The sequence below is a fragment of the Thalassotalea sp. PP2-459 genome (assembly GCF_001913705.1).
Taxonomy (GTDB): Bacteria; Pseudomonadota; Gammaproteobacteria; order Enterobacterales; family Alteromonadaceae; genus Thalassotalea_C; species Thalassotalea_C hakodatensis.
The window spans coordinates 161,813-175,836 of record NZ_MKQD01000085.1; the positions used below are offsets into that span (position 1 = coordinate 161,813).

Genomic DNA, 14,024 nt, shown 5'->3' on the forward strand with positions numbered 1-14,024 from the left:
AACTAGAAATTATCGTTGACCTAACATTATCGTTTTGTTCAACATATTCTTAGCTGATTCTGCTAATTGAATATTGGTTTGATAAGAACGTGACGCAGAGATCATATTGGTCATTTCCTCAATTACATTCACATTAGGCTTATATATATAGCCGTTCTCATCCGCCATCGGATGATCAGGTGCATGTTCAATATTCAACGGTTTATTACTTTCCACTATACCCATCACCTTGACACCGACTGCTTCAGACTGACCCGCAGCAGCGGCAGCTTTTTGCATCTCGGCGGCAAAAACTGGATGACGTGCACGATAAGTTTGATCAATGCTGCTACTAACACTATCAGCATTGGCAATATTACTTGCCGTAGTATTTAATCGCACTGATTGAGCGCTCATGCCTGTGGCTGAGATGTCGAACACATTAAATAAACTCATAATTAATTACCTCCGCCTAGCGCTTTTTTCAATCCACTTATCTTACTATTCATAAATTGCAGACTCGCTTGATAGTGCATGGAATTATCTAGATACAAGTTTCGTTCCATTTGTACATTTACCGTATTGCCATCACCGGTATCTGGTTGATTTGAAACACGAAAATCCACATTATTATTAAGCTGACCACGAATATCAAAGTGTTTTTCATGGGTACGAGACATGCCGCTTTGTTGCCGGTTTGCCGCTTGGGCAAGTGCCGTCTTAAAGTCCATACCTTGTGCTTTATATCCTGGGGTATCGGCATTAGCGATGTTTCCCGCGATTACTTCTGCATTTTGTGAACGCACACGTAAACTGTCGGGGTGAATACCAAATGCTTTTTCGAAACTAATGGCCATAGGGCTTCCTCCAAACTAATGGAGATAGCCATACAATAATTATGCCAGTAGAAAGTTATTTACGAGAACGCTTACTTTTTTTGATACACGATGCCAGGGTGGCAACGTAACATATTAAAATTTTTATTTAGTCCTGAAAGTGACTCAGAAGCCCCTAAAAACAAGTATCCACCGCTATTAAGTGAACCATGGATTTGTGATAAAATTTGCGCTTTTATTTCCGGCGAAAAATAAATCAGTACGTTACGACAAAAAACAATATCAAAGCGCCCCATTAAGCTGTAACTGCCCAGCAAATTAAGTTGGCGAAAATTCACCATTTTTTTGACATGATCCTTAACTTTTAACATGCCGTTATCACCATTTTCAAAAAACTGACGTTTTCTTTCTGGTGATAACCCACGTGATAAAGCAAGTGAGTCGTAATGTGCATATTTACAATGCTCTAACATGGTATTAGAGATATCAGTACCGATAATTTGTACGCTACCAGGTAAACTGCCAGGGTTTGATTGTTGAAATTCTTGCGCTGACATCGCAATTGAATAAGGCTCTTGACCCGAAGAACTCGCTGCTGACCAAATTTTGACAGGCGTGCGCTGCCCTTTAAACTCTGGAAGTAGCCGCTTTTTTAACAATTCAAAGGGATATTCATCACGAAACCAAAGGGTTTCATTCGTGGTCATGGCATCGATAACCGCAGAGCGCAATTGCCTTTCCATGGGGCTTAACGTTCGTGTGACCAAGTCGCCTAAAGTCAGCACATCAAACTTTGCCATCAAAGGCGCAAGGCGACTTTTAACCAAATACTGTTTATTATCGCCCAGCACTATACCGCATTGTTGCTCTAAAAACTCTCTAAACTGATGATAACTTTTATCATCAAGTTGTCTAGCTGACACTATATATTTCCTGCCTTATGCTACGCGATGAAACGGACTAAACTGTCTTAGCCCAATTCTTCTACTTTTAACCACTTTTTAACTGCGGTGGCCAGCTCATCTGGGTGAAACTTAGGAATAAAATCTTCAGCACCCACTTTTTCAACCATTGCGTTATTAAACACACCACTTAACGATGTGTGCAAAATTACAGGCATTTTCCTCAGTTGCTCGTTGCTTTTTATTTCCGCTGTTAATGTATAACCATCCATTTCTGGCATTTCAATATCAGAAATCAACAATGCCACTTTTTCATCAATGGATGTGCAATCTTCAGCTAGTGCCATAAGTTGGTCTAAAGCATCTTGACCGTTTTTCGCCAATAACATTTTCAACCCTAATGGTTCTAACGCTCTTTTGACTTGGTTTCTGGCAACCGTTGAATCATCAGCAATCATAATAACCCGATCACCCATGCTAACCCCAACACTCTCATCAATAATACTTTCACTAAGCTCTGTTGATATTGGGTTAATTTCGTTAAGAATTTTTTCAACGTCTAAAATCGACACCATTTCATTGTCAATTTCAGTTACTGCAGTTAAGTAACTTGATTTACCTGCGCCTTCTGGCGGTGGCATGATATCTTGCCAACGAATATTTATAATACGTTCAACACCTCCAACCAAGAAGCCCTGTACACTACGGTTATATTCAGCAATGATGACAAAAGCATTTTCATCCGGAATAATTTCAGGCCCGCCAGTCGCTTTACTTAAATCAATCACAGAAATCGTTTGTCCACGAATATGAGCAACACCTTTAACAAATTTATCTTGTTTAGGCAGTAATGTTAATTTAGGGCAGGGCATGACTTCCCGTACTTTAAACACATTGATGCCAAACCGCTGACGCCCAACTAATTTAAAAAGTAGTAACTCAAGCCTGTTTTGTCCTACCAACTGTGTGCGTTGGTTAACCGAGTCTAAAATTCCTGCCATAAAAAACCTCTGATAATTTTTCCTGCAACCTTTAACGGCTAAAAGGCATAATTCTTGATAGTATACTTAGCAATTACATTTAGTGCCTAATTATTGACACAAAATAACGACAGCGATGCTCTCTACATAAGCATAGACGAGTATTTCAAATTCCCTAGTATTTAGATTACAAAATTTATGAGCAAATTAAAGATATTTATCACTTTTTCTGTATTAAACACTTTATTGTCTAGCCCAATAAGTGCAGAAGAATACACACGCGAAGATATTAAATTATTTGCAAAAAATTACGTGGCACAAAACTTACCAGCTTCACAAGGAAGTAAACGGGTGATCACGCCCGCTGATATTGACCCAAGAATTCAAATAAATCCCTGCGCGGTTCCATTACAGGCGAATATACCTGAAAATTACTCAACGAGAAACGTCAATGTAAAAATATATTGCGAAAGCTCAACACCATGGAACATTTTTCTGCCAGTTCGCGTGACAGAAGAAGTGCCTGTTTTAGTGTCAACAATCAAAATAGCAAAAGGTACGGTGCTCGACGAAGGTAATATTGCCATAGAATGGCGACCTATCCACCAAACACGTGGTGAAGTTATTCGTGACCCAACATTAGCTTATGGCGCAAGGAGTAAACGCAGCTTAACGAGCGGAAGCGTGATTAGTAAACGCATGTTTTGTATTGTCTGCAAAGGTGAAAGTGTCGTTATCAGTGCAATTACAGATAACCTAACCATCAAAACAAAAGGAACAGCGCTTTCTAACGGTGTAAGAGGCCAGCAAATTAGAGTGCGTAATAATCAGTCCGGTAGAGTTGTTACAGCGGAAGTTAAAGCTATCAACCAAGTAGTGATTAATCTATAATAAAAAGGTTAAAGAAATTGAATCATTTGCCGATAAGTAAATATACACCGCAATTAATTGCCGATAAGGTTTTATTATGGCTATAAATATCAATAACTTGTCAAACACTGGGCAAGTAAAACAAAAAGTTGACCAGCAAACTCAACTTAAAAAACAGAACGCGCAAAACGCAACGAATACTGAACAAGCTAAAGTCGCAAGTAAAGACTCTTTTTCAATTACACCGCAAGCTAAGCAACTTGGGGATTTACAGAAAAAGATTGAAGACTCTCCGATTGTAGATCAGAAAAAAGTTGAAGAGCTAAAAAAAGCGATTACTTCTGGTGATTATAAAATTAATCCAGAAAAATTAGCCGCGAGTATTGCGAGTTTCGAGTTTGATTTAGCTGAATCAGTTTAAAACTATTTAAGGAAAGTAAGTGGCTGACAATATCAATTACCGTCAATTATTAGATAAGCAGTTTGCTCAATTACAGCAACTTGAGACTATTATTGACGAAGAGCGGCTTACGTTACAAAAAAACTCACCTGATGCGCTTGCTAAAGTGACCGAACAAAAAAATATGTTGTTGCTCGATATTCAAACGTTAGATCAACAATTTTCACAAAGTTTGGCATTTAGTGAACAAAAAGCTAATGGCGAGTTAGATGAAGTACTAAAAGCAATAGAGCAAGCGTTACTACGTTGTAAAGAAAAAAACCAAGTAAACGGTCATATCATCCAACAATCGCAAATGGCCGTTGAACGTTTAAAAACCACTCTATTACAACAGAATGATAAATCTTCCGTGACCTATGATAGCAAAGGTAAAACTTCTGGTGGGCTTAGCAGCTTAGGTATAAAAGCTTAACATCACATCAAAAATAAATAATTGAAAAAAATGGCCTTACGTTTGTAAGGCCATTTTTGTTACAACAATTAACGTAAAGACAATTAATAGTATTTAACGTGTTTAATTTCTTTCTGTCTATTATTCCCTAAATAAATTTCCCAAACATCCTTAAAATCAAGATGTAACTCTGTGGTATAGGTATCACCAACAGGGTAACTTTTAATGACTTTAGCACCACGGATAATACCTTGCACAGATGCTTTTAATCGTTGGTCTTCAACAATTAAATTACGCATTGTTAAATCACTAGAAAGCTGTTGTCCATAGACTTGCTCAGCAAGTTCGGCGTAGGCGGCTATTTTAGAGGCATGAATTGCCATCAACATTTTTTGTGTGTCGTTGGACGATTTCTGTAAACTAATTGGTGCTTGACCTACAGCAGTAAGGAGAGGGAATGCTTCTGGTTTTACAGCTTGCCATTGCACATGTTTATCATAGACAGAACTACAACCAAGTAATGCCAATGAAGCAACCACACAGCAAATTTTAGATAAAGAACAAGTTTTCATAAACGTACCTTACTGTTGAATTTTAACAGCTCTTTTTTCTTCAAGCATTGCCTGAGAATCACGTAGGATCATGCCATCTTTTATCCGCACGTTTTCCCTGCGCTGTAATTCATCACCAATAACCCATTCTGGAATAAATGACTGCGCAGTAGCAACAACTACCCGTGATTGCATGCCAATCATACGAGCATTGACCATAACACCGCCATTCTGTTCCATCATCGTGCCCGTAACTACGTAGTCAATTATCTGACGCTCTGGAAGTTCTTTCCAGTCACGACTAAATACATAGTCGCCTTCTTTTGTAACACGTATGTGTCCAGTCGTTTTAAAGTCAACGACAATTAAGCCATGCCGCTGCAATTCATGAACAAAACTTTCTGAGAGTTGATTACCAAGCCAGTTCGTTGACTCTAAATCAGCTAAGTGAACAAACGACGCAACCGCCACCGGTGTTTTAGGTGTGACAAAAGTACTACTCTGTAGCATCTGAAACGCTAAGCCTTTCACCACATCATTTATCGCATGCTTTGGTAGTTGGTAAGCATCAATTTCGCCTTTATTTTTATGAGCGGCTTGATAAAAGTCGTCATCTGAATTGTTATTACTTTTTGAATGCATCGCACTACACGATACTAATCCAGGCAATAACATAAGCATTAACCAAGTTTTCATTGAGCTCCCCTCAAATACAACTAAATTTTATAGTTATTTCCAAAGCAAAAATTACGCCAACTTATCAACACTATGTATTAGAAATAACTATAGGCATAGAATATGCATCACACTCATTAACCATATATGAGTCGAGCCTTTGACACATAGTTTATGCTTTCGTATCGTGCGAATGAATTCACCAGATGCAAAACGTTAACTAAACTATAAAGATCAAATGCAGGATCAAAGCCAAGATAAATCAGGTGAGCAATGCAACGACTAAGCTTTGTAATTTTATTTTTATGTCTATTAGTAAGCCCTATACACGCCCAGTGGTATGAATCACAGGGGCATGCATATGTGGTCCAAGGTGACTCTATAGAAGCACGAACAAAAGCCATTGAAAATGCACTTAAAAAAGCTCTACTCGTTGCAGGTGCTTCTGTTTCAAGTGTTCAACAAGTGGTCAACGGTCTGCTAACTCAGAATGAAATCAATATTCGCGCTACTGGCAATATTAATGCTTTTGAAATTATAGATGAAACTCATGAAGATAAAACCATCACAGTGACCATAAGAGCAGATATCATTCCGCAAACGCGGCAATGTTTTTCCGCTGATTATCGTAAGTCTATGCTGATCACTAAAAGCCATTTAGTGCATAGAGAACAGGCCAATATTGGCGGCATTTACTCCCTCGATTCAGCGATAATGAAACGCTTATCTGATCAGATAAAACAAAATGGCACCTACCTTTCACCGCAATTATCTGTGAAATCAAGTAGTGCCTTTTCAAGATATAACAATAGTTTACAGCTAGATAAAATTAAAGCGGTGTCAATGTCATTAGCCAATATCACCGACAGCCAATACGTTATGTATTCAGAAATTGAAGATGTCTCATTCGCCACACAAGCTGAAAACTCTTGGGCATTTTGGCAAGAAGATATATTTGAACGCTTTTTTCAATTAACCGTGCATATTTATAATGGTGCTAATGGTGAACGATTATTTGAAAAAACCTACCGAAACGCAGCACCATGGACATTCAATAAACGCGAACAGGTAGACCCTCACTCACATGTTTTCTGGCAAAGTCGTTACGGTCAAATCATCGATCAAGCGCTAAACCAAGTAAGTACTGATATCGATGACAACATGATGTGTCAACCTACTCGCGGTAAAATTGTCCAAGTGAACGCTAATCAAGTTCGATTTAATCTAGGAAAACAGCATGGTGTGCAAATTGGTGATGAATTTTCATTGTTACACCTCAAAAATTTTATAACAGACAGTGGCCACTCATATGCAGGGTTTAATGTGAGTCCGTTTAACGTAAAAGTGATTCAAGTATCGCAATCAAATGCTGTTGCTCAAACCACTGATGGCGCTTTAATCGACAGCATTCAAATAAATGATGTCGTTGTGCGCTATTAAAGATATGAATCGCTGTGCAAGTAGAACCAATACTGTTTAGCTATTGATCAATACTAAGAATAACGTTTAAATTAACCGAGGTTTAGTCCTCATAGCTTAACTGGATAACACTGGGCCTTCTAGCCCTATCGTTCAACTTACAGTCAGTTTTTATTAAAGCTTATAATAATGCCAAAAGTGTATTTATTATGATGATTTGACACTATCAGTACTATAAAAAAACGATAAGTACGGTATTTTCTTATTTTTGCGTTTAGCTTTAATTTGGTTTTTTAATGAGTAGGCCAATATCAAGTTAGTTAATTACTTGAGTTAAATCGATATTTAGGGTCTGTTAGTTGTTGAGTCAAGTGACTGGGGGCCAATTCTACTTAAAGGTGGCTTGTATAGACATAATAGATAATTTTATTTTACAGGGTCAACCGCGAAATGTTGACCTTAAATACAGTCAAAGCCTATTTGATACGCACTCTCTGTGAAAAATTATAGAAACTGCCATTACTCAGCAACCTAATGAAGGAATTTAAATTAAGATATGATTCGAATAGCTACTGTAGGTTCTAATATCATCACAGAACAGTTTTTAGGTGCGATTAAACATACCAATTTGTTCGATATCGCAGGTATTTACTCTCGGAGCGCGAAAAAAGCTGAAGCTCTAGCCACCAAGCACAATGCAAGATTTGTATTCAACTGCCTAGATGAATTAGCGAGTTGTTCAGAAATAGATGCTGTATACATTGCTAGCCCTAACTCACTACATTTTGAACAATCTGTTCAAATGCTAAAAGCTGGCAAACACGTTATATGTGAAAAACCGCTAGCCTCTGACTTTCAGCTAGCAAAAGAAATGTTTAGGGTTGCCGAAGAAAACAATGTGGTGCTTTTTGAAGCATTTCTCACAGAGTTCTTACCGAACTTCAAAGTAGTTCAGGATAGCCTCAATAATATTGGTAGAATCACTCAAGCGCATCTAAACTTTTGCCAATATTCTTCTCGTTATTCAAAATATATTAAGGGTGAAAACCCAAATACTTTCAACCCCACTTTCGCGAATGGTTCAATAATGGATATTGGTTACTATTGTGTTGCAACTGCTGTTGCATTGTTTGGTGAACCAAGGTCGATAAAAGCCACAGCAAACCTTTTGGCTTCAGGTGTTGATGGTAATGGACAAGTCATTTTTATTTATCCTAATTTTACCCTTGTTATTGCACACTCGAAAGTAAGTCACTCATTCGTCAATAGTGAGATACAAGGTGAAAACGGTTCAGTCCAAGTAAAAAACCTATCGCAGATGGAGCAGGTAGTGCTATGCAGAAAAGGGCAACCTGAAAACGATCTGACTGAAGTACAGCACAATAATCCCATGTATTATGAAGCGATAGAATTTGCAAAGTGTGTGCAGTCTGGCGAAATGGACGTAGATAAAGTCGCTAGATCTTTATCTGTAGCGAGAATAATTACTGAGATACGACATCAAACGAATGTTGTTTTCCCCTCTGATAATCAAGTGAGTACTTTAGGACGTTCTTAACTTAGCTGTCATTTAATTTTTACTTAATCTGAGCTCGGGATAAGAAGTTAGCTAATCAACTGAAACGGTAAGCTTTTTATTTATCACGCTGTTTTAGCACAGGATTTTTTCTTAGTGCAAGGAAAATTTGTGCGTCATTAACTAGAGTCTGTTGATCTTTTGCGCCCTTACTCATTTAGGGTAGCAATGAAAGCATATGTAGGGGTAACATGGTCGACAGAAAATCGATAAAAATCTCTGTTCAGATATTGAATTGATAAACATGTTATTAGTATGATCGATGCTTGAAACAAAAGGTGATATATAAAAGCTTCCGTAACTCAGCTGGATAGAGTGTCTCCCTCCTAAGGAGAAAGCCGCAAGTTCGAATCTTGCCGGAAGCGCCAACGTAATTTTCATAGCCTAATAAATTTTCACAGTTAAATTACTACTACAGCATATTACTATAGAAGAACTAGAACCTTCGCAGGACAGATGTAATCCTAAGAGTTTTATAACGACGCCCTCCTAAAGCGCTGTTCCAGATTCGAGGCCTGATGAAGAAGCTATAAAAAAACCGCAACTATGAAGTGTCCAACTTAATGGGATCACTTCACTAATGCGGTTTTTATAAATAACTGAATTAGGGCAACGTACAATAAAGTATTAATTGGCTAATTCTGTACTTACTTCCTTGTCGTCTGCAACTGAGGTATTACTTAGTACGGCAGATAATGCCAACACAAAGACTGCTAATATGACGGTTGTCAGCTTTATTCCTTTTGAAGACGACTGTTTCATTGTTATATCCAAGCAGGTTTATCATTATTATTTGTCTACTACCTGACCAACTTATCTGATAAATATCTTTAATTCAATAGTTTATCTTAAAAACAAGTTATTTTTTGAACAATCGTTACTCTTAGACTCAGTTTCTGATTTAAAATCACCTCTTAAGTAACACGCTCAATCACTGATCTTGTCGCATATGCAATAGAAGTTATTCATCAATGAACAAAATATAATAAATAGCGTAATAACATTTGCAGTCACGGCCTTACTGCGTAAAAATAGCGTCTCTAAAAAACACCCTCATATGAAAAAATAAAATAGTTGGAGCCACTATGCCATCGCGTAAAGATCTCGCTAATGCTATTCGTGCATTAAGCATGGACGCAGTACAACAAGCAAACTCAGGTCACCCAGGAGCCCCTATGGGCATGGCAGATATTGCCGAAGTTCTATGGCGCGACTTTCTAAAGCATAACCCTACCGATCCTAATTGGGTAGATCGTGATCGATTTATCCTTTCGAATGGTCATGGCTCTATGCTTATTTATTCTCTATTGCATTTATCAGGTTATGACTTGCCTATTGAAGAAATTAAAAACTTTCGTCAATTGCATTCAAAAACACCTGGTCACCCTGAGTACGGCTATACTCCAGGTGTTGAAACTACTACGGGGCCTTTAGGCGCTGGGATTTCAAATGCGGTAGGTATGGCAATTGCCGAAAAAACTTTGGCAGCACAGTTTAACCGTGAAGGTCACAACATTGTTGATCACTACACCTATTGCTTTTTAGGTGATGGCTGCTTAATGGAAGGCATTTCTCATGAAGTATGTTCGCTAGCAGGTACGTTAGGCCTAGGTAAGCTTGTCGCGTTTTGGGATGATAACGGTATCTCTATTGATGGCCATGTTGAAGGTTGGTTCTCTGACGATACACCAAAGCGTTTTGAATCTTACGGTTGGCATGTAATTGCAGACGTTGATGGTCACGACCCTCACGCAATTAAAGAAGCAATAGAGCAGGCTCACCTGATTACTGACAAGCCAACAATGATTTGTTGTAAAACTATTATTGGTTTTGGCGCTCCTAATAAATCAGGTTCACATGACTGTCATGGTGCACCGCTAGGTCATGATGAAATTGCTGCGGCTCGTGAATTTTTAAATTGGCCACATGCCTCTTTTGAAGTGCCTGATGAAATTTATAGTCAATGGGACCAAAAAGAAAAAGGTCAATCAGCGCAAGCTAATTGGCAAGAGAAATTTGCTGCTTATAAAAAAGCTCACCCGGAACTTGCAGCTGAATACGAACGTCGTGTAATTAAAGGCGACCTTCCCGCTGAATTCGAAGCAAAAGCAAATGCTCTAATTCAAGAGTGCCAAGAAAAGTCAGAAAGTATTGCATCAAGAAAAGCATCGCAAAATACTATTGAAGCATTCGGCGCAATTTTACCTGAATTACTGGGTGGTTCAGCTGATTTAGCTGGTTCAAATTTAACTCTTTGGTCTGGCTCTAAAGGCATTCAAGATGATCCTGCTGGTAACTATATTTATTATGGTGTTCGTGAATTTGGTATGTCTGGCATCATGAACGGTATTTCATTGCATGGTGGCTTTATTAATTATGGCGCCACTTTCATGATGTTTATGGAATATGCGCGTAATGCAGTACGTATGTCGGCATTAATGGGCATTCAAAATATTTTTGTTTATACCCATGATTCAATTGGCCAAGGCGAAGATGGTCCAACGCATCAGCCGATTGAGCAATTAACCAATTTACGTACTACACCCAATATGGTGACATGGCGTCCTGCTGATGCTACTGAATCAGCTGTTGCGTGGAAAAATGCAATTGAAAGACAACAAGCGCCAACGGCATTAGTATTTTCACGCCAAGGTTTGCCTGCATTAGCGCGTAATGCTGAGCAAGTAAGTAACATTGCTAAAGGTGGTTACATTGTAAAAGACAGTAACGGCACACCTGACGTAATTTTAATAGCCACCGGCTCTGAAGTTTCTTTAGCGTTAAAGGCAGCCGAAGCTCTTGGTGATAAAGTGCGTGTTGTATCAATGCCTTCGAGCAATATTTTTGATCAGCAAAGTGATGCTTATAAAGAGTCTGTACTGCCAAGCTCTGTTACCAAACGTGTTGCTATTGAAGCTGCACATACTGATTTTTGGTACAAGTATGTAGGCTTTGCCGGCAAAGTTGTTGGCATGACTACCTTTGGTGAGTCGGCGCCAGGAAATGCGTTATTTGAGCACTTTGGCTTTACTGTTGAAAACGTTGTTAACACAGTAAACAGCTTATAATTTAATGGCGCCATTGATTATGGCGCCTTATTTCCCAAGGTAACTTTCTTTAGATATGCCTACAAAAATCGCTATCAATGGTTTTGGTCGTATTGGTCGTAGCGTTGCTCGTGCCTTATATGAACATAACCATCGCCAAGATTTACAACTTGTTGCCATCAACGAGCTAGCAGATCCTGATGGGATCGCCCATCTATTAAAATATGACAGTACCCATGGTCGGTTCTCATTTGCTGTTTACCGTGAGGCCAACCGATTAAATATTGCTGGTGACGATGTGTTCTTGACCCATGAAGAGAATATAAACCTTCTTGATTGGCAAAAGTACCAAGCGGATATTGTACTTGACTGTACTGGAAAATATAGCTCTAAAGCAGACGGACTCGCACATATTCAACAAGGTGCCTCTAAAGTGCTTTACTCGCACCCTGGTGCGAAAGATTTAGACGCAACCATCATATACGGTATTAACGATAACACGCTAACTGCCGATCATCGGGTAGTTAGTAATGGCTCCTGTACGACAAACTGTATAGTTCCTGTTATCAAAGTAATTGATGATGCTTTTGGTGTTGAAAGTGGCACCATCACAACCATTCATTCATCAATGCATGATCAACAAGTTATTGACGCTTATCACCCTGATTTGAGAAGGACAAGAGCTGCAAGCCAATCAATCATCCCTGTTGATACTAAATTAGCCGCAGGCATTGAGCGAATACTGCCTAAATTTTCAGGTCGATTTGAAGCCATTGCCGTTCGGGTACCTACCATTAATGTAACCGCTATGGATCTTAGCCTAACGGTTAGCTGTGATGTATCCATTGCACAAATTAATCAAGCCATCGTTAATGCACAGAACAATGGTTTACAGGGGATCCTTGGTTATACTGAAGAACCTTTGGTATCAATAGATTTTAATCATGATCCACATTCAGCCATTGTCGATGGAAATCAAACGCGTGTAAGCCATAAGCGCTTAGTTAAAATGTTAGTTTGGTGCGACAACGAATGGGGATTTGCTAATCGAATGTTAGATACTGCTAAAGTGATGGCAGATCTACAATCTTGAACTCATTATAGGAACAACTCATGTCTGTTATTAAAATGACTGATTTGGATCTCGCCGGTAAGCGCGTGTTGATCCGTGAAGATTTAAATGTACCCATTGCTGACGGTAAAGTCACTTCTGACGCACGTCTTCGTGCATCTTTACCGACTATTAAGCATGCTCTAGCTGCAGGTGCAAAAGTGATGGTCATGTCACATTTAGGTAGACCAACAGAAGGTGAATACGAAGATAAATATTCTATGCAACCTGTTGTTAATTACTTAGCCGACGCTCTTTCAAGCCCAGTGCGCTTAGTCAAAGATTATTTAGATGGTGTTGAACTTGCCGATGGTGAGCTTGTTGTTTTTGAAAATGTTCGCTTTAATAAAGGTGAAAAGCAAGATGATGAAGCATTATCAAAGCAGCTTGCATCCCTTTGTGATGTTTATGTAATGGATGCGTTTGGTACTGCCCATCGTGCACAAGCAAGTACGCATGGTGTTGCTAAATTTGCCCCCGTTGCCTGTGCAGGCCCTTTATTAGTAGCGGAACTTGATGCTTTATCAAAAGCACTTGATAACCCTGCCCGACCTTTAGTTGCCATTGTTGGTGGTTCTAAAGTATCGACTAAACTAACAGTATTAGATTCACTATCAAATATTGCCGATACCCTTGTGGTTGGTGGCGGTATTTCAAATACTTTTGTTGCCTCAGCGGGTAACGAAGTGGGTAACTCGCTTTATGAAAAAGATTTGATCCCAGAAGCGCAGAGATTGTGTGAAAAAACAGAGGTTGTTTTTGCCAATGATGTAACCGTTACACGTGATAGTTTCGACAACTGGAAACATGACTCAGTAGCAACGGTAAAAACATTAACTGACGTTCAATCAGAAGATGACATTATTGATTACGGACCGGAAACAGCAGCTAAAGTGGCAGAAATCATTAAAAATGCGGGTACAGTATTATGGAATGGTCCTGTTGGCGTCTTTGAAATTGATGCGTTTGCTAAAGGCACTGAGGTGATATCAATGGCCATTGCAAACAGCAAAGCGTTTTCAGTAGCAGGCGGCGGCGATACACTGGCAGCAGTAGATAAATATAATATCGCTGATAAGGTTTCTTATATTTCAACGGGTGGCGGGGCATTTTTAGAATTCCTTGAAGGTAAAGTATTACCTGCAGTTGCAGTATTAGAAGCACGGGCTAAAAGCTAAAATATAATAACCCTACCTTTTCCTTGTAAAACCTTAGCATCTTGCTAAG

General features: G+C 38.9%; 15 protein-coding genes and 1 tRNA gene. 9 read left to right on the forward strand and 7 right to left on the reverse strand.

Going from position 1 to position 14,024, the window contains the following annotated elements; all coding sequences use genetic code 11:
* Positions 1 to 9: 9 nt before the first annotated feature.
* The 4 genes from flgC to BI291_RS17970 form a co-directional block, all read right to left on the reverse strand.
* Positions 10 to 435, reverse strand: coding sequence for a flagellar basal body rod protein FlgC (flgC, locus tag BI291_RS17955; protein WP_074500749.1), 426 nt, complete (start codon positions 433 to 435; stop codon positions 10 to 12).
* A gap of 2 nt (positions 436 to 437) precedes the next feature.
* Complete coding sequence (gene flgB / locus BI291_RS17960; protein ID WP_074500751.1) at positions 438 to 836, reverse strand: flagellar basal body rod protein FlgB; 399 nt, start codon at positions 834 to 836, stop codon at positions 438 to 440.
* Between the two features lie 71 nt (positions 837 to 907).
* Positions 908 to 1,738 (reverse strand): protein-glutamate O-methyltransferase CheR, encoded by an 831-nt coding sequence (locus tag BI291_RS17965; protein WP_074500754.1) that lies wholly within the window; start codon positions 1,736 to 1,738, stop codon positions 908 to 910.
* Positions 1,739 to 1,785: 47 nt separating this feature from the next.
* Complete coding sequence (locus BI291_RS17970) at positions 1,786 to 2,718, reverse strand: chemotaxis protein (RefSeq protein WP_074500756.1); 933 nt, start codon at positions 2,716 to 2,718, stop codon at positions 1,786 to 1,788.
* Positions 2,719 to 2,895: 177 nt separating this feature from the next.
* On the opposite strand from BI291_RS17970, the gene flgA reads away from it, so the two are divergent.
* The 3 genes from flgA to BI291_RS17985 all read left to right on the forward strand — a co-directional run bounded on the left by flgA (position 2,896) and on the right by BI291_RS17985 (position 4,439).
* On the forward strand, positions 2,896 to 3,588 hold the full coding sequence (gene flgA, locus BI291_RS17975) for a flagellar basal body P-ring formation chaperone FlgA (protein ID WP_074500758.1): 693 nt from the start codon (positions 2,896 to 2,898) through the stop codon (positions 3,586 to 3,588).
* A gap of 76 nt (positions 3,589 to 3,664) precedes the next feature.
* Positions 3,665 to 3,988, forward strand: a complete 324-nt coding sequence (flgM, locus tag BI291_RS17980) for a flagellar biosynthesis anti-sigma factor FlgM (protein WP_074500761.1) — start codon at positions 3,665 to 3,667, stop codon at positions 3,986 to 3,988.
* 19 nt (positions 3,989 to 4,007) lie between these two features.
* Positions 4,008 to 4,439 (forward strand): flagella synthesis protein FlgN, encoded by a 432-nt coding sequence (locus tag BI291_RS17985; RefSeq protein WP_074500763.1) that lies wholly within the window; start codon positions 4,008 to 4,010, stop codon positions 4,437 to 4,439.
* An 83-nt stretch (positions 4,440 to 4,522) separates the two neighbouring features.
* Here BI291_RS17985 and BI291_RS17990 read toward each other — a convergent pair whose 3' ends face one another.
* Together BI291_RS17990 and BI291_RS17995 are read right to left on the reverse strand one after the other, a co-directional pair.
* A complete protein-coding gene (locus BI291_RS17990) occupies positions 4,523 to 4,990 on the reverse strand; it encodes an LPP20 family lipoprotein (protein ID WP_074500766.1) in 468 nt (155 codons plus the stop codon).
* Positions 4,991 to 4,999: 9 nt separating this feature from the next.
* The gene (locus tag BI291_RS17995) at positions 5,000 to 5,665 is read right to left on the reverse strand and encodes a FlgO family outer membrane protein (RefSeq protein WP_074500768.1); all 666 of its coding nucleotides are present in this window, start codon (positions 5,663 to 5,665) and stop codon (positions 5,000 to 5,002) included.
* Positions 5,666 to 5,917: 252 nt separating this feature from the next.
* Here BI291_RS17995 and BI291_RS18000 point away from each other — a divergent pair, with 252 nt between their 5' ends.
* The 3 genes from BI291_RS18000 (at position 5,918) to BI291_RS18010 (ending at position 9,007) form a co-directional block, all read left to right on the forward strand.
* Entirely contained in the window at positions 5,918 to 7,084 is a 1,167-nt protein-coding gene (locus BI291_RS18000; RefSeq protein ID WP_074500770.1) for a flagella assembly protein FlgT, read from the forward strand.
* Between the two features lie 535 nt (positions 7,085 to 7,619).
* Positions 7,620 to 8,621: a Gfo/Idh/MocA family protein gene (locus BI291_RS18005; RefSeq protein WP_074500773.1), complete on the forward strand. Its 1,002-nt coding sequence runs from the start codon at positions 7,620 to 7,622 to the stop codon at positions 8,619 to 8,621.
* 309 nt (positions 8,622 to 8,930) lie between these two features.
* Positions 8,931 to 9,007 (forward strand) — tRNA-Arg (locus BI291_RS18010).
* Between the two features lie 259 nt (positions 9,008 to 9,266).
* Here the strand turns inward: BI291_RS18010 and BI291_RS18720 are convergent.
* Positions 9,267 to 9,401 carry a hypothetical protein gene (locus BI291_RS18720; RefSeq protein ID WP_286271694.1) on the reverse strand — a complete coding sequence of 45 codons (135 nt, stop codon included), beginning with the start codon at positions 9,399 to 9,401 and terminating at the stop codon, positions 9,267 to 9,269.
* A 323-nt stretch (positions 9,402 to 9,724) separates the two neighbouring features.
* Between BI291_RS18720 and tkt the strand changes: the two genes are divergently transcribed.
* Genes tkt through BI291_RS18025 form a run of 3 tightly spaced genes read left to right on the forward strand, consistent with a single transcriptional unit; the run spans position 9,725 to position 13,975 of the window.
* Positions 9,725 to 11,707, forward strand: a complete 1,983-nt coding sequence (tkt, locus tag BI291_RS18015) for a transketolase (RefSeq protein WP_074500776.1) — start codon at positions 9,725 to 9,727, stop codon at positions 11,705 to 11,707.
* A 55-nt stretch (positions 11,708 to 11,762) separates the two neighbouring features.
* A complete protein-coding gene (epd, locus tag BI291_RS18020) occupies positions 11,763 to 12,779 on the forward strand; it encodes an erythrose-4-phosphate dehydrogenase (RefSeq protein WP_074500778.1) in 1,017 nt (338 codons plus the stop codon).
* 20 nt (positions 12,780 to 12,799) lie between these two features.
* Positions 12,800 to 13,975, forward strand: coding sequence for a phosphoglycerate kinase (locus BI291_RS18025; RefSeq protein ID WP_074500780.1), 1,176 nt, complete (start codon positions 12,800 to 12,802; stop codon positions 13,973 to 13,975).
* Positions 13,976 to 14,024 lie beyond the last annotated feature (49 nt).